This is a genomic window from Kitasatospora sp. NPDC059646, from assembly GCF_042734615.1.
Classification (GTDB): domain Bacteria; phylum Actinomycetota; class Actinomycetes; order Streptomycetales; family Streptomycetaceae; genus Kitasatospora.
On sequence record NZ_JBHWDS010000040.1, the window covers coordinates 35,642 to 51,163 of the forward strand.

Annotated in this window: 11 protein-coding genes and 1 pseudogene; 7 read left to right on the forward strand and 5 right to left on the reverse strand. The window is 75.1% G+C overall.

What is annotated here, in order from left to right:
- Nucleotides 1-22: 22 nt before the first annotated feature.
- Nucleotides 23-3,214: a M28 family peptidase gene (locus ACFV1L_RS25285; RefSeq protein WP_380369596.1), complete on the reverse strand. Its 3,192-nt coding sequence runs from the start codon at nt 3,212-3,214 to the stop codon at nt 23-25.
- A gap of 272 nt (nt 3,215-3,486) precedes the next feature.
- Here ACFV1L_RS25285 and ACFV1L_RS25290 point away from each other — a divergent pair, with 272 nt between their 5' ends.
- A complete protein-coding gene (locus ACFV1L_RS25290) occupies nt 3,487-4,881 on the forward strand; it encodes a helix-turn-helix domain-containing protein (RefSeq protein WP_380369598.1) in 1,395 nt (464 codons plus the stop codon).
- A gap of 133 nt (nt 4,882-5,014) precedes the next feature.
- Complete coding sequence (locus ACFV1L_RS25295) at nt 5,015-5,401, forward strand: hypothetical protein (RefSeq protein ID WP_380369600.1); 387 nt, start codon at nt 5,015-5,017, stop codon at nt 5,399-5,401.
- A gap of 17 nt (nt 5,402-5,418) precedes the next feature.
- Here ACFV1L_RS25295 and ACFV1L_RS25300 read toward each other — a convergent pair whose 3' ends face one another.
- The 3 genes from ACFV1L_RS25300 to ACFV1L_RS25310 all read right to left on the reverse strand — a co-directional run bounded on the left by ACFV1L_RS25300 (nt 5,419) and on the right by ACFV1L_RS25310 (nt 8,269).
- Nucleotides 5,419-6,036: a TetR/AcrR family transcriptional regulator gene (locus ACFV1L_RS25300; RefSeq protein ID WP_380369601.1), complete on the reverse strand. Its 618-nt coding sequence runs from the start codon at nt 6,034-6,036 to the stop codon at nt 5,419-5,421.
- 28 nt (nt 6,037-6,064) lie between these two features.
- Nucleotides 6,065-7,495, reverse strand: coding sequence for an MFS transporter (locus ACFV1L_RS25305; RefSeq protein ID WP_380369604.1), 1,431 nt, complete (start codon nt 7,493-7,495; stop codon nt 6,065-6,067).
- 135 nt (nt 7,496-7,630) lie between these two features.
- Nucleotides 7,631-8,269 carry a TetR/AcrR family transcriptional regulator gene (locus tag ACFV1L_RS25310; RefSeq protein WP_380369606.1) on the reverse strand — a complete coding sequence of 213 codons (639 nt, stop codon included), beginning with the start codon at nt 8,267-8,269 and terminating at the stop codon, nt 7,631-7,633.
- A 134-nt stretch (nt 8,270-8,403) separates the two neighbouring features.
- Here ACFV1L_RS25310 and ACFV1L_RS25315 point away from each other — a divergent pair, with 134 nt between their 5' ends.
- The 5 genes and pseudogenes from ACFV1L_RS25315 to ligA all read left to right on the forward strand — a co-directional run bounded on the left by ACFV1L_RS25315 (nt 8,404) and on the right by ligA (nt 14,794).
- Nucleotides 8,404-9,729 (forward strand): flavin-containing monooxygenase, encoded by a 1,326-nt coding sequence (locus ACFV1L_RS25315; protein WP_380369609.1) that lies wholly within the window; start codon nt 8,404-8,406, stop codon nt 9,727-9,729.
- On the forward strand, nt 9,726-10,571 hold the full coding sequence (locus ACFV1L_RS25320) for an SDR family NAD(P)-dependent oxidoreductase (RefSeq protein WP_380369611.1): 846 nt from the start codon (nt 9,726-9,728) through the stop codon (nt 10,569-10,571). Before ACFV1L_RS25315 ends, ACFV1L_RS25320 begins: the two co-directional genes overlap by 4 nt.
- Nucleotides 10,505-11,911, forward strand: a pseudogene (locus tag ACFV1L_RS25325) (MFS transporter); the annotation flags it as partial. The gene ACFV1L_RS25320 and the pseudogene ACFV1L_RS25325, both read left to right, overlap by 67 nt.
- Nucleotides 11,908-12,609 carry a TSUP family transporter gene (locus ACFV1L_RS25330; RefSeq protein WP_380369613.1) on the forward strand — a complete coding sequence of 234 codons (702 nt, stop codon included), beginning with the start codon at nt 11,908-11,910 and terminating at the stop codon, nt 12,607-12,609. The pseudogene ACFV1L_RS25325 and the gene ACFV1L_RS25330, both read left to right, overlap by 4 nt.
- Before the next feature lie 130 nt (nt 12,610-12,739).
- Nucleotides 12,740-14,794 carry an NAD-dependent DNA ligase LigA gene (gene ligA / locus ACFV1L_RS25335; protein WP_380369616.1) on the forward strand — a complete coding sequence of 685 codons (2,055 nt, stop codon included), beginning with the start codon at nt 12,740-12,742 and terminating at the stop codon, nt 14,792-14,794.
- A 30-nt stretch (nt 14,795-14,824) separates the two neighbouring features.
- Here the strand turns inward: ligA and ACFV1L_RS25340 are convergent, their stop codons facing one another.
- A complete protein-coding gene (locus ACFV1L_RS25340; protein ID WP_380369617.1) occupies nt 14,825-15,502 on the reverse strand; it encodes a hypothetical protein in 678 nt (225 codons plus the stop codon).
- Nucleotides 15,503-15,522 lie beyond the last annotated feature (20 nt).

Sequence of the window (15,522 nt, forward strand, 5' to 3'; positions counted from 1 at the left end):
GCCCCTGTGCTGTGCCCCGCCGCTAGACGCGCTGCCAGAGGGCGGGGACCACGTCCGGCGTCCAGGTGCTCTGCGACAGGTGCGCCTGCAGGCAGCGGTAGCTGACGCCGTTGTAGGTGACCACGTCACCCACGTTGTAGTTGACGCCGGCGGCCCAGGTGGTGTTGCCGCTGCCACCGCCGTTCACCACCAGGGTGAAGGTGGTGGTGTGGGTGGCCGAGGCGCCGGTGCCGGTCACGGTGACGGTGTACGTCCCGGCCGGGGTGGACGAGGAGGTGCTGACCGTCATCGAGGAGCTGCCGCCGCTGGTGACGGTGGACGGGCTGAACGAGACGCTCGCGCCCGACGGCGCGCCGCTCGCGGTCAGCGACAGGCTCTGCGCCGAGCCGGAGGTGGTGGCGGTGGAGACCGTCGCGGTCGCCGCCGAGCCGGCCTGGACGGTGCCGGTGGCCGGGTTCACCGAGACGCTGAAGTCGTTCGCGGGCACGGTGGTGCCGGACACCGAGGTCTTCCAGATCGCGTACGCCACACCGTCGGCGTTGCGGTTCAGCACCGTCGCGTCGACGTTGGACGTGGTGTCGCACGCCTGGTGGTAGCAGGAGTCGTACGAACGGCCCGCCGTGCCGCCCCACTTGGCGGCCTGCGAGGACGTCTTGACGGCGTCCGCGCCCGCCGCGTAGCCCGAGGTCGGGATGCCGGCCTGCTGGAACGGGTAGTCGTCCGACCGGCCCTGGCCCTCGACGTTCTCCTCCGGCTGGAGGTTGAGGGAGTCCCAGTACGCCTTCAGCGGCGCCGCGGTGGCCGAGTTGACGTTGTTGACGAAGTAGCCGGCGTTGGGGGAGCCGACCATGTCGAAGTTGTAGTAGCCCTTGATGGCCGCGCGCTGCGTCGAGGACAGCTGGCCCACGTAGTACTGCGAACCCTGCAGGCCCTGCTCCTCACCGGCCCACCAGGCGAACCGGACGTGCCGGCTCATGGTCGGGTTCTGCTGCGCCAGCACGAGCGCGTTCTCCAGCAGCACCGCCGAGCCGGAGCCGTTGTCGTTGATGCCCGGGCCGGCCGAGACCGAGTCCAGGTGCGCGCCGAACATGGTGACCTGGTCCGAAGGGCCGCCCGGCCAGTCCGCGATCAGGTTGTTCGAGGTGTAGCTGCACGAGGTGCAGGTCTGCTCGGTGACGGTGTAGCCCGCCGCCTGCAGCTTGCCCTTCACGTACGCCAGCGACTGCGAGTAACCCGCGGTGCCCGCACGGCGGTTGCCGCCGTTCTGCTGCGCGATCGTGTACAGCTGGCTCAGGTGCGCCTGCACGTTGGCCACGTTGATGTCCGGGGCCGAGCCGCCCGGGTTGCCCCCGCCGCTCACCGTCAGCTGGTACTGCGCGGTGTGGGTGGCCGGGCCGGAGCCGGTCACGGTCAGCGTGTAGGTGCCCGCCGGGGTGTTCGCGCCCACGTTGACGCTCAGCGTCGCCGAGCCGCCGGACTGCACCGAGGACGGCGAGACCGTCGCGGTGGTGCCGGACGGGGCGCCGCTGACGGACAGCGAGACGGTCGCCGCCGGGGCGGTGACGACGGCCGTCGAGACGGTCGCCGTGGTCGAACCGCCCGCCTGCACGGTCCCCGAGGACGGGCTCAGCGCCAGCGAGAAGTCACTGGTCGGAGTGCCCACGCAGGTCGGGTCGCCGGCCTGGGCCGGCACGCTGACGGCGTCCCAGGCGGCCTTGGTGCGGTTGAAGAAGTTGCAGCTGGAGTCGAGGTTCTTGGCGGCCGTCAGGGTCGCGGTGCGGTACTTCTTGTACGTCATGCCGCTGGTCTTCAGCAGCATGCCGCCGTAGAACACCCGGCCCGCGTCGCGGATGCCGATGCCGGTCACCGAGGACGAGTTGCAGGTCGGGCTGGACGGCTTTCCGCCGCCCGGGTTCGAGCCCTCGGCCAGCAGGTAGAACCAGTGGTTCAGCGGGCCGGCCGCCGCGTGCTCCTCGGTGTTCGGGATGGACGCCGAGTAGCAGTTCGGGTTGCCGGAGATCTGCGACGGGTTGTACATCACCCGGATCGGACCCTGCCCGACCAGGTTGATCATCTCGCCGACCGTGTAGTCCGGGGAGTCGTACGGGGACGGCTCGTTGGCGTACGCCTCGGTCAGCGCACCCATGATGTCGCCGGTCGCCTCGCCGAGGCCCGCCTCGTTGTTCGCGCCGCCCGGCGTGTACTGGTCCAGGCCGTGCCCGAACTCGTGGCCCACCACGTCGATCGCGGCGATCCACTCGTTCGACTGGCTGTGGCCGATCGAGATCGTCGAGCCGTCCCAGTACGCGTTGACGTCGTTCAGGCCGACCTTCACCGGCCAGCTGCCGCCGTTGCCGTTGTGGCCGTTGCGGCCCAGCCAGTCGCGGAGCATGTCCCACTCCTTCTGCGCCGCGAACATCGCGTCGGCGCAGCCGGTCTCCTTCGACGTGGCACTGCCCGTGCCCCAGGAGTCCGAGGACTTGCTGAAGACCTGCCCGGTCGAGTAGTCCGAGCACTGCAGGCCCGGCCGGCTCGGGTCGCGCAGCGAGTACGAACTGCCCGAGCCGGTGGTCGAGATGGTCAGGCCCGCCGGCCCGTTCCACTTGCTGTTGATGGTGCCGGCCTTCACGTCGTCGTAGCTGTCGGCGACCTCGCCGGTGACCGCGTCGACGAACACGTGCAGGCGGCTCGGCCGGCCCTCGGCCGAACCCGACAGCACCGACTCCCAGGCCAGCCGCGAGGTGCCGTCCTTGACCCGGACCACCAGGCGGGGCGCCTCGGCCGAGTCCACCTTCGCCAGCTTCGTCCGCGCCGCCGCCTCCGCGGCCGCCGCGCCGACCTTCGCCTTCGTCGGCACCCCGACCGGGCCCGACGCCGCGTTCTGCACCGCCCGGACCTTGCCCTGGCCGTCGGCGAGCACCACCGCGTCGCCGCCGACCACCGGCAGACCCCGGTAGCTGCGCTGGTACGACACCGAGTACAGGCCGCCGAGGAAGGGGGTGACGGACTGCCGCTCGTACGACTCGTCAGGGCCCTTGGCCAGTGCGTCCAGGCCGGCCGACGCGGCCAGATCCGCCGCCGAGACCGCCGCTGCCAGCGGCGTCGGCGCGAGCGGGGCGGGCACGGGGGCGGCGGACGCCTGACCGGCGAAACCACCCAGCATGCCGCCCAGCACGGCCAGGGTGGTGCCGGCGGTCAGCAATCTGCGTTTCATCAGAGCTCCAAATGGTGTGGGGGTGCCCCGGCGTGGGGTGCCACGGGTGTGGGGGTGCCCGGAACCCTCACACCCTCGCCATGCCACGGTCAACGGACCTGACAGGGCGCACCAAGAGCTGGCAAGTTCCGTCAAACACCCGGAGGTCACGCACAGTTGGCAGAGAACAGGTACAGACCACGCCATGTACGCGGCCCCGGTCGGTTCGGTACGGTCTCGATACCGCCCCCGCACGGGCGGACGCAGCGGAGCCTTCGGGGAGGTGGCGGCGGATGCTGGGCGCAACCGGACCGGTCGCGGCACCGGACAGCGGAAGCTGGCAGGAATTCGGCGCACTCCTGCGCCACTGGCGCCGCCGCGCCGGCTGGACCCAGGCCCAACTCGGCGCCGCCGTCGGCTACGACCACACCGCCGTCAGCCGGCTCGAACACGGCGCCCGCCGCGCCACCCCCCGACTCGTCCACCGCCTCGACGAACTCCTCTCCACCAGCGGCGAACTGACCCGCTCCTACGGACGTGCCGAAAGCGCGGAGGCCGACCGCCCCGCCCTCCCCGCCCACCTGCTGCGCCCCCCGCTGCCGCCCGGCGACACCGCGACCGCGTCCGTCACCGCCGACAACTGCCCCACCCGGCTGCCGCACTACGACCTGCAGTGCCCGCTGCACGGCGGCGACGGCTGCCAACTCCCGCCCGCCGACGCCGCACTGGCCCTGCACGCCGCATTCTGCGGCAACCCCGCCGGACCGCTCGACACCGACACCGTGCACGCCCTCGCCGCCGTCCTCGGCGCCCAACTCCACAGCGCCGAAAGGGCGATGGGCGAACGCGGCCCCGGCGCCGTGATCGAGGCCACGCTGCGCGCGATCGTCGCCCGGCTCGCCGACGCCCCCGCCCGGCACCGCCGGGTGCTCGCCCGGCTCGCCGCCGAACACGCCCACGCCGCGGGCAGCCTGCGCCTGCACGGCGGACGGCCCGCCACCGCGATGTCCTGCTTCGACCGCGCCGTCGGCTGGGCCGCCCTGGCCGGCGACCCCGCCACCCAGGTCGCCGCACTCAGCGACATGGCCGTCCTCGGCCTCCTCGACGACGACCCCGCCTCCTCCCGCGACTACGCCCGCGAGATCCGCCGGGCCGCACCCGGCCACCACTGGTCCGGCGCGCTCTCCCAGATCGGCGAGGCCCGCGCCACCGCCCTGGCCGGCGACGTCCGCGCCACCGTCCGCCACCTCGGCCGGGCCCGCCACCACCTCGACCGGCCCGAGGACGCCGCCGCCCCGGTCTCCTGGCTCGCCCTGCCCGCCCTGCGGATGCGCGTCGCGTCCGGCTCCGCCGCCGCCCTGCGCGACCTCGCCGCCGCCAGCGGCGACCCGCGCCTCGCCCGCCGCGCACTGGCCGCCGCGCACACCGCGCTCGGCCTGCTCGACAGCGGCGAACTCCCCTCCGCCCGCGCCATGCTGACGGTCCGGATCGCCGACTGCCACCTCTGCCAGGACGACCCGCACACCGCCGTCGCCACCCTCGCCCCGCTGCTCGACACCCCGCCCGGCGCCCTCCCCGCCCTGGTCCGCCACGAACTGCGCGGCCTGCGCGCCCGCCTCACCGCCGGCGCCCCGCGCTGGGGATCCGCCGCCACCGAGACGGCGGCCCGGTTGGCCGCGGCGATCTGACGCGGCGGCGACCCGACGCTGCGCCGGCGGGCCGCCGCCCGCCCGGAGCCGGGCGCGTCGGTCGGCGCGTCGTGACGCCCCTCGCGGACGGCGACTATGATTCCTTGATCACCGATCCCGAGGGGGAGCAGCCATGGGCGCAGCAGACGATCGCGAGCTGGACGGTCCGGAGATCTCGGACGAGGAACTGCTCGATGTGGCGGACAACCCGGCGCAGGCGGCCGAGCTGCACCGGGCGCTGCGGACGATCGCGAAGACGGACAGCGTCGGCCCGGAGCTGCAGCAGATGGCCCGCGAGGTGCTGAGCGGGCGGATCGGGATGCGGGACGTGGTGGAGTCCGACCGCTACCTCTCGGCGATCGGCGAGCGGCTCGGGCAGATGCGGACCGCGGCGGAGAACCTGTCGCCGGAGGAGCGGGCGGAGTCGGAGAAGCGGGCGCAGAAGCTGCGCGAGCAGTCCGAGGCCGAGTACGGGCCGGACGAGCCCGAGGAGTGGGAGCGCCCGCGCGACGGACGCTGACACCCCGTCAACGGACCTCAGGCGGGCGGCCGCAGGGCCGAGTCGACGGTCGCCTCCAGCGCGGCCAGCGCCTCGCCCGAGGAGAAGCGGCCGGACTCGACCTGGTCGCCCGCGGCGAGGATCAGCGTGTAGACGCTGGTCACCAGCCAGTGGGCGGGCAGGTCGGTGCGGAACGCGCCCTCGTCCCGGCCGCGTTCGATCAACTGCCCGACGGCGGCGAGGACATCGGCGTGGCGCTCCTCGACGGCCTCCGGGGGCAGCGCGCGCCGGGCCGCGTGCAGCATCCGCAGGTTGCGGTCGAGCAGCTGCCAGGACGAGCGGAGCAGGGTGCGCAGGGCCCGGTCGGCGGGGAGGCGGTCGAGCCGCCGGCCGGCCACGGCGGCCGCGACCTCGCCGAGCGCACGGTCCATCAGCTCGCCGAGCAGCGCCTCCCGGGACGGGAAACGGGCGTAGAGGGTGACCCGGCCGACGCCCGCCGCGGCGGCGATCTCGGTCATGCTGGCCTGCGGGTCGCGGGCGAAGCAGTCGGCGGCGGCGGCGAGGATCGCGGCGGTGTTGCGTTCGGCGTCGGCCCGGCGGGGCCCGCCGGAGCCGGCCCGCCGGGTGGGCGCGGCGGCGCGCTGGTCGGAGTCCATGGTCGGAGTCTAGGCAGCGCCGCCCGGCTCAGTGTCCGTGCACCCCGGCCGGGCGCTCGGCCCGGCCCGGCGGTACCAGCACGGCGGCGAGCGCGGCCGTCAGCAGCGCCGCCCCGGCGAGCACCAGGTGCGCGGCGGGGAAGCCCGCCGCGGAGTGCGCGGTGATGCCCGGCGCGGCGACGGTGGACACCACCGCGATGCCGACCGCGCCACCGACCCCGTGGAAGGTGTTGACCACCCCGGACGCCACCCCCGCCTCCCGGTGCGGGACGGACCCGAGCGCGGTCGTGGTCGCGCAGACCAGCACCGGGACGACGCCGAACCCGGCGAGCGTCAGCCCGGCGACCGTCCAGGCCGGGCCGCCGGTGAACGCCGACAGGGCGCTGCCGGCCGCGGCGAGCAGCAGGCCCCCGACGGCGACCGACCGGACGGCGGCGTGCGCCAGCAGACGGGCCGTCAGGTGCGCGGCCACCGCGGTGCCCGCCGCCATCGGCAGCACCAGCGCGCCGGTGGCGAGCGCGGACAGCCCGCGGACGTCCTGGAGGTACAGCGAACCCAGGAAGACCAGGCCGAGCAGCAGTGCGGTGGCCACCAGCATCAGCAGCGACCCGGCGGCGACCGGGCGGCGGGCCAGCAGGCGCACGTCCATCAGCGGGGCCGCCGTCCGGCGCTCCACGACGGCGAACAGGACGTAGAACAGCGCCGAGCCGAGCACCGGCAGCAGGACGCCGGCCGAACCCCAGCCGTCGTCACCGGCGTCGACCAGGCCGAGGATCAGCGAACCGGTGGCGGCGGTGACCAGCAGCGCGCCCGGCAGGTCCGTCCGGTGCGCGCCGGACGGCCCGGACGGCGGGAGCAGGGCGGGCAGGGCGGCGAGCACGCCGACCCCGACCGGCAGGTTGACGAAGAACACCCAGTGCCAGCCCGGGCCGGCGGTGAGCAGCCCGCCGAGCATCGCGCCGGCCGCGAAGCCGATCCCGCCGAGCATCGCCCAGACGCCGAGCGCCCGGGTGCGCTCCGGCCCGTCGAAGGCCCGGGTCAGCGCGGCCAGCGCCGCCGGCGAGACCAGTGCCGCGCCGACCCCCTGGGCCGAGCGCGCCGCCAGCAGGACGCCGGGCCCCTCGGCGAGGCCGCCCGCCAACGAGGCGGCGGTGAACAGGACCAGACCGGCCGTCAGGACGCGGCGCGCCCCGTACCCGTCGGCCAGCCGCCCGCCCAGCAGCATCAGCCCGCCGAAGCAGAGCGTGTACGCGGTGACCGCCCAGGTCAGCGCCGAGCGGCCGAGGTGCAGGTCGGCGCCGATCGCAGGCAGCGCCACGTTGATCACCGTCACGTCGACGATCAGCATGAACTGGGCCAGGCAGAGCACGCCGAGCAGCAGTCGGCGGCGCGGGTGCGCGGGGGAGCGGACTCCGGCGGTCGCCGGGTGGTGTGCGGTGCCGTGCAAGGTGACCCCCATAACTCGAACAGTGGTGTACGGGTTAAGGGATACCGGAAAACCCCGAACTTGAACAGTGGTGTTCGAGTTCGGGGTTCGGGCCGGCGAGCGCCGGGGCGAGTCGGCCCGGGCGCGGGCCGCACCGGCGACGGGGCGTCAGGGGTGCTGGTCGAGGACGCCGGTGACGACGGTGTGCAGGTGGCGGCGGAAGCGGTCGAGGACCGGCAGGTCGAGCGGGCCCAGGCGGCGGCCGGCCGGGTCGATCACGCCGGCCTGGCCGAAGGAGTGGGACGTCCAGACGATGGTGAACACCAGCATCTCGACGTCCGCGCCCGCACCGATGCCGGCCCGGGCCAGGACCTGCCGGACGGCGGCGGCGACCTCGGCGACCAGCGGCCCGGCGAACTCGGTCTCGATGTCCGACAGGTCGGAGCCCTCCGCCAGCCAGCGGCGCATCCACAGCGCCGGGACCTCCGGGTGGCTCAGGCAGAACGACAGGTAGTCGTCGACGAAGGCGAGCAGCGCGGCCCGGGTCTCCTCGGCGGACGGGCCGCAGGCGTGCAGCCGGCGGACCGCCTCGGTGACCACCTCGCGCTGGGCGAGGTGCGCGCGGCGCATCACCTCGCGGTACAACTCCGGCTTGGCGCCGACATGGTAGGCGACGGTGGCGATGTTCAGGCCGACCGCGTCGCCGATCGCCCGGGTGCTGGTGGCGTCGTACCCGCGCTCGGCGAACAGGCGGGTGGCCGTCGCCAGGATGCGTTCGCGGGGACCGTCCTCGGACCGGGTGCTCATGAGTCCGAGGCTACCGGACGTGTCGCGTCGGTTTCAATCGCGTGACGGAGAGCGAAAACCCAGCTCACCGAGCATTGCCCATTACTCCATCATTCGATTGAATGAGCGCCTTCCGCAGAGAGGAGGGCCCGGCCATGGGCTCCACGAAGGTGGCGGTGATCGGGGCCGGCGCGGCCGGGCTCGCCGCGGCCAAGGCGCTGCTCGACCACCGCCTCGACGTCACCGTGCTCGAACGCGGCGACCGGGTCGGCGGCCTGTGGGCGGGCGGCGACAGCGCCGGCCCGTCCCCCGCGTACGACAGCCTGCACCTGAACACCAGCAAGGGCCGCACCCAGTTCGCCGACCACCCGATGCCGGCGCACTGGCCCGACTACCCGTCCGCGGCCCGGGTGGCCGGCTACCTCGCCGAGTACGCCGACCGGTTCGGGGTCACCGAGCGGGTCCGGTTCCACGCCGCCGTCACCGCCGTCCGCCGCACCGGCGCGCACTGGGAGGTCGGGACCGAGGACGGCGCGACCGGGAGGTACGACGCCGTCGTGGTCGCCAACGGCCACAACCGCGAACCGAAGTGGCCCGGCCCCGGCTACCCCGGCCGCTTCGACGGCACCCAGCTGCACGCCCACGACCACCGCGACGCCGAGGCCTACCGGGGCAGGAAGGTGCTGGTCGTCGGCATGGGCAACTCCGCGATGGACATCGCCGTCGACGCCTCGTACGTGGCGGACGGACCGGTGCTGCTGTCCGCCCGGCACGGCAGCCACATCGTGCCCAAGTACCTGTTCGGCCGCCCCGCCGACGCCACCGGCGGCGCCCTCGCCGTCCTGCCCTGGCGGATCCGGCAGGCCGTCGCCCAGGCCGTGCTGCGGCTGGCCGTCGGCACCCCCGAGAGGTACGGCCTGCCGAAGCCGGCCGGCGGCCTGTTCCAGAACCACCCCACCATCAGCGACACCATCCTGCACCGGCTCACCCACGGCGAGGTCGAGGCCCGCCCCGGCATCGAACGGCTCGACGGGGACCGGGTGGTGTTCACCGACGGCACCGCCGACCGGGTCGACGTCATCGTCTGGGCCACCGGATACCACGTCACCATCCCGTTCCTGGACGCGCGCTGGACCGGCGACGACCCCGAGGCGATGCCGCTCTACCAGCGGGTCTTCCACCTCGACGAGCCCACGCTGAGCTTCGTCGGCCTGATGCAGTCCACCGGCGCCGCGCTCCCCGTGGTCGAGGCCCAGGGCAAGCTGGTCGCCGCCCACCTGGCCGGCCGGTACGCGCTGCCCGCGCCCGAGCAGCAGCGCGCCCAGGTCCGCCGGGCGCACGCCGCCGCGGTCCGCCGCTGGGGCGCCAAGCGCCCGATGATGCGGATCGACTTCGACCAGTACACCGCCGCCCTGCCGCGCGAACTGCGGGCCGGCGCCCGCCGGGCCGGCGTCAAACCCACTCCGAAGGCTGCGATATGACGATCCGACTGTTTGACCGCCGTCAGGACCCGCGCGGCCGCCGCATCCTGATCACCGGCGCCTCCGGCACCATCGGCCGCTCCCTCGGCGAACGCCTCACCCGGGCCGGCGCCCACGTCGTCGGCCTCGACCTGCGCCCCACCGGCGACGAACCGTTCACCGTCCTCCGGTGCGACCTCACCGACGACACCAGCGTCACCACCGCCGTCGCCGAAGCCCTCGACACCCTCGGCGGCCTCGACATCCTGGTCAACAACGCCGGCATCGGCGGACCCGCCCCCGCCGAACTCGCCCCCGGCGACGAAGCCCGCCGCCAACTGGACATCAACCTCCTCGGCACCTGGCGCACCACCGCCGCCTGCGTCGACGCGCTGGTCGCCGCCCGCGGCCGGGTCGTCATGGTCACCTCCCGGATGGCCGTCATGCAGCTCCCGCTGGCCGCCGCCTACGGCGCCTCCAAGCGCGCCATGGTCGCCTACGCCGACGCGCTGCGCCTCGAACTCGCCACCCACGTCACCGTCAGCTGCGTCTACCCGTCCGCCGTGCGCAGCCCCATCCACGACTCCACCAGGGCCGCCGGACTCTCGCTGGACGGCATGAGCGTCTACGAGCCGCTCGAAGGCGTCGTCGACACCGTCGAACGCGCCGCGCTCGCCGTCCGGGCCCGCCGCGACCTGCCCACCACCCGCAAGGGCGCGATCGAGTTCTTCCTCGCCCGGCACCTGCCCGCCCTCACCGACCGGATCGTCCGGAAGACCCTCGCCGCGCGCGCCGCCGCCGGCTCCTTCGACGACGCCCCGCTCGCCGCCGGCGTCGCCGCCCGCCACCGGAGCACCCCGTGACGGACCCTCAGGCCCCGCCCCGGGCCGACCGCCGCACCCTCACCCTGTACGCCACCGGCTCCGTCGGCATGGGCGTCTGGGTCACCGTGCCCGGACTGCTGCTGCTCTACTTCCTCACCGACGTGCTCGGCGTCCCCGCCGCCCTCGCCGGACCCGCCCTGCTGCTGCCCAAGATCGTCGACATCGTGGTGCACCCGCTGCTCGGCTCCCGCTCCGACCGGCAGGCCCGCACCCACGGCCACCGCCGCCGGATGATGCGCACCGGACTGCTGCTCGGCCTGGCGATGGCCGCCCTGTTCTCCGTCCCGGGCCCACTCACCGGCGCACCCGCCGCGCTGTGGGTCGGCGGCTGGCTGATCGCCGGCAACCTGCTGTTCGCCGCCTTCCAGGTGCCCTACCTCACCACCCCGTCCGACCTGCTCGTCGGCTACCACGAGCGGACCCGGGTCTTCATGTTCCGGATGGCCCTGCTGACGGTCGGTCTGCTGGGCGCCGGCGTCGCCGCACCCGCCCTCGCCGCCGGCGGCGGCCGCGCCGACTACGCCCGGATGGCAGTGCTGCTGGCCGTCGCGATGACCGCCTCCGCCGCCGTCGCCCTGAGCGGCGTGCGCCGACTCACCGACGCCTGCGGCTTCCGCCCGCCCGACCCGCGCGCCGGACACTCCGCCCTCGCCGACCTGCGGATCGCCGGCCGGGACCGCAACTTCCGCGCCCTGGTGCTCTCCTACCTGTTCACCGGCACCACCACCCACCTGTTCCTGGCCGCGCTGCCCTACGCCACCCAGTACCTGTTCCACGACGCCACGCTGACGGCGCTGTTCATGGGCCTGTTCCTCGCCCCCGCGATGGTCGCCGGACCCGGCTGGAGCGCCTGGTCGCGGCGGATCGGCAAACAACGCGGACTGCTGCTCTCCCAGGCCGTGTTCGCCGCCGGCTCGCTCGCCCTGCTGCCCGGCGCCCGACTCGGCGGCGGCCCCGGCACCGCGCTCACCGCCGTCGTCGTGATGGCCATGGGCATCGCCTTCTCCGGCCTGCAACTGTTCGCGTTCTCCCTGCTGTCCGACGCCGTCCACGCCGCCGACACCGCCGGATCCGCCAAGGCCGGCGCCTACACCGGCGTGTGGACCGCCACCGAAGCCACCGGCACCGCCGTCGGCCCCTACCTGTACTCCGCCGCCCTCGCGCTCGGCGGCTTCGCCTCCAGCACCGGCGGCCGCACCGCCGCACAGAGCGGCACCGCACTCGACGCCCTGCTGCTCGGCTTCACCGTGCTGCCCGCCGCACTGATGGCCGTCGCCCTGTGGTTCCAACGCCGCTGCACCCTGGACCGCAGCCGGTGACCGGCCCCGAGACCCTCGCGGCGGCGGCCGTCGCGCTCGGCGCGTTCGCGCAGGCCGCCACCGGCATGGGCTTCTCGCTGGTCGCCGCCCCCGCCCTGATCGCCGCGCTCGGCCCGCACCGCGGCGTCCCCACCGTGCTGCTGCTCGCCGTGCTCGCCTCGCTGCTGCCGCTGTCCCGGGACTGGCGGCACGTCCGCCCCCGGGACGCCGGCCGGCTGCTGCTGCCCGCCCTGCTCGCCGCCCCCGTCGCCGCCCGGCTCCTGCACGCCGTCGACACCCGGCTGCTCGCCGTCGCCGCCGGCCTCGGCGTGCTGGCCGGCGTCGCGCTGCTCGCCCGCGGGCTGTGTCTTTCGTTCCTGCGCCGCCCCGCCGGCGCCTGGATCAGCGGACTCGCCAGTGCCGCACTGAACGTCGTCGGCGGCGTCGGCGGCCCCCCGATCGGCCTGTACGCCGCCAACGCCGGCTGGCCGCCCCGGCAGGCCCGGGCCACCCTGCACGCCTTCTTCCTGGTGCAGAACATCGGCACCGCGCTGGTGCTCGGCCCGGTGCCGCCGCCCTGGCCCCCGGTGGCCGCGCTCGCCCTCGGCGCGGCCACCGGCATGGCGCTCTCCCCGCGCCTGTCGCCCACCGCGACCCGCAACGGCGTGCTCGCCGTCTCCTGCGCCGGCGCGCTCGCCCTGATCGGCACCGCGCTCTGAACCGACGCACCGTCAGTTCGGCCGAGGGAGGCCCCCGCCGACCGGGACGGCGGACCGCCGGCCCGGTGCCGCAGCGGCCGATGCGGAACCGTTCCTTCGGATTGTCAGTGCTGGTCAGGATGATGTTCCCATGACGGACACCGCCTCCTCGCTGCTCTCCTCCGCCGACTACGCCGACGCGGTCGCGGCCGCGGTCGCAGCCTCGGCCGCCTACTACACCGACGGCTCCACGCCGCTCGGCGACGACGAGTACGACGCGCTGCTGCGCGCCATCACCGCGTACGAGGACGAGCACCCGGGCGAGGTGCTGCCCGACTCCCCGACCGGCAAGGTGGCCGGCGGCGCCGTCCGGGGCGACGTGCCGCACTCCGTCCCCATGCTGTCGCTCGACAACGTCTTCGACGCCCAGGAGCTGACCGACTGGGCGGCCGGCCTGGAGCGGCGGCTGGGCCGCCCGGTGGCCGGCTGGTGCGTCGAGCCCAAGCTCGACGGGCTCGCCGTCGCCGCCCGCTACCGGGCCGGCCGCCTGGTCCAGATGCTCACCCGCGGCGACGGCCTGGCCGGTGAGGACATCACCCACGCCGCCGACGCCGTCCTCGGCCTCCCCGCCGCCCTCACCGAGCCGATCGATGTCGAGCTGCGCGGCGAAGTCCTGCTCACCACCGCCCAGTTCGAGGAGGCGAACCGGATCCGGCTGGCCCACGAGGCGCCCGCCTTCGCCCACCCGCGCAGCGGCGCGGCCGGCACCCTGCGCGCCAAGGACCGCCCGTACCGGATCGAGCTCACCTTCTTCGCCTACGACGCCATCGGCCTGGACGTCGACCTCTCGCACAGCGCCCTGCTGGCCCGTCTCGCCGTGCTCGGCGCCAGCACCGCCGCCGGCACCGCCGCCGCCCCGCTCCGCTGCGAGACCCTGGACGCCGTCCAACAGCGCATCGACGAGATCGCCGCGCTGCGCCAGGCCCTGCCCTTCGGCATCGACGGCGTGGTGGTCAAGGCCGACACCGCCGCCGACCGCCACCAGGCCGGCAGCGGCTCCCGCGCCCCGCGCTGGGCGGTGGCCCGCAAGCTCGCCGCCGAGCACAAGGTCACCCGCCTCCTCGACGTGGAGTGGAACGTCGGCCGCACCGGCATCATCGCCCCGCGCGCCGTCCTGGAGCCGGTGGTCATCGACGGCGTCACCGTCACCTACGCCACCCTGCACAACCCCGCCGACATCACCCGTCGCGACCTGATGCTCGGCGACCTCTGCTACGTCTTCCGGGCCGGCGACGTGATCCCGCGCGTCGAGGCCCCGCTCGCCGACCGGCGCGACGGCACCCAGGCCCCGATCGTCTTCCCCGCCGCCTGCCCGCGCTGCGGCGACGAGATCGACACCTCCGAGCAGCGCTGGCGCTGCGTCCGGGGCCGCAACTGCCAGGCCGTCGCCTCGGTGATCTACGCGGCCGGCCGCGACCAGCTCGACATCGAGGGCCTCGGCGGCACCCGCGCCGTCCAGCTGGTCGAATCCGGCCTGGTCAGCGACATCGCCGACCTCTTCACCCTGACCCGGGAGCAGCTCCTCGCCCTGGACCGGATGGGCGAGACCTCCACGGACAACCTGCTGGCCGCCATCGAGACCGCCCGCAGCCAGCCCCTCAACCGGGTGTTCTGCGCCCTCGGCGTCCGGGGCACCGGCCGCACCATGTCCCGCCGGATCGCCGCGCACTTCGGCTCCCTGGCCGCGATCCGCGCCGCCGACGCCGAAGCCCTCGCCGAGGTCCCCGGCATCGGCACCGAGAAGGCCCGCGTCGTCGCCGCCGAGCTCCTCGAACTCGCCCCGCTCCTCGACAAGCTGACCGCCCAGCAGGTCGGCACCCAGGTCACCGAGCCGCAGCGCCCCGCCGCAGCAGGCGAGGCCGCTGCCGCGGCAGCGGGCGAGGCCGGCCCGCTGGCGGGGGAGGCCGTGGTCGTCACCGGCTCGATGACCGGCCCGCTCGCCGCCCTCTCCCGCAACGAGATGAACGAACTCGTCGAACGCGCCGGCGGCAAGGCCTCCTCCTCCGTCTCCAAGCGCACCACCCTCCTGGTCGCCGGGGAGAAGGCCGGCTCCAAGCGCACCAAGGCCGAGGAGCTCGGCATCCGCATCCTCACCCCCGAGGACTTCGCGGCCCTGCTCGCCGACCACCTTCCTGAGAACTGCTGACCGGCCGTCAGGAAGCCGGCCGACGGGTCGTCAGGCGCCGGACGGGCCGTGGGCGCGGAGCTGGGGCGGGATGCCCGGGGGCCGGTGCCAGGTGAGGTGGAGGCCGGTGGCGGCCAGGGCGACGCCGAGGGCGTGGCGGACGGCGTCCCGGACGGCGGGGCGGACGTCCGCGGGCAGACGGGGGGACGGGTTCCAGCCGAGATCGGGGAGCCCCGTCGGGGTGCAGGCGGTCAGCGTGATCCCGGCCGCGCCCGGGCGGGTGGCCAGCGGGAGGCCGGCCAGCGCGGCGCTCCGGCGCACGGCCGTGACCAGGTCCGCCCGGACCGCCGGATCCACCGGCGGCGGGGAGTTCGGCTCCGGCGGGGCGGCGGCCGGAAGGCCGGCCGCACCGCGCACCGTGGTGTGCTCCGCGTCCAGACCGAGCGCGGGGAGGAACTCGGCGAGGGCGTTCTCCACGGCGTCGGCGACCAGTTGACGGGTCGCCGCCGCCGGATTCGGCCCGCCGCCCGCCGTCGCCGCGTCCTCCAACCGGGGCGAGGCCAGCCAGCGCAGCACGACCGCCCCGGGCGCCCCGTCCGGCAGCAGGTGGACGCCCGGCCCGTGGCCGCCGTGCGCGACCGGGAGGCCGGCCAGCAGCAGGGCCTCCGTCACCCGGTCCGCCAGCACCGGATCGAGGCCGGCTCCCGTCCGTGCCGCGAGCGTGTTCACCCTGACCCCTCCTCCACGGT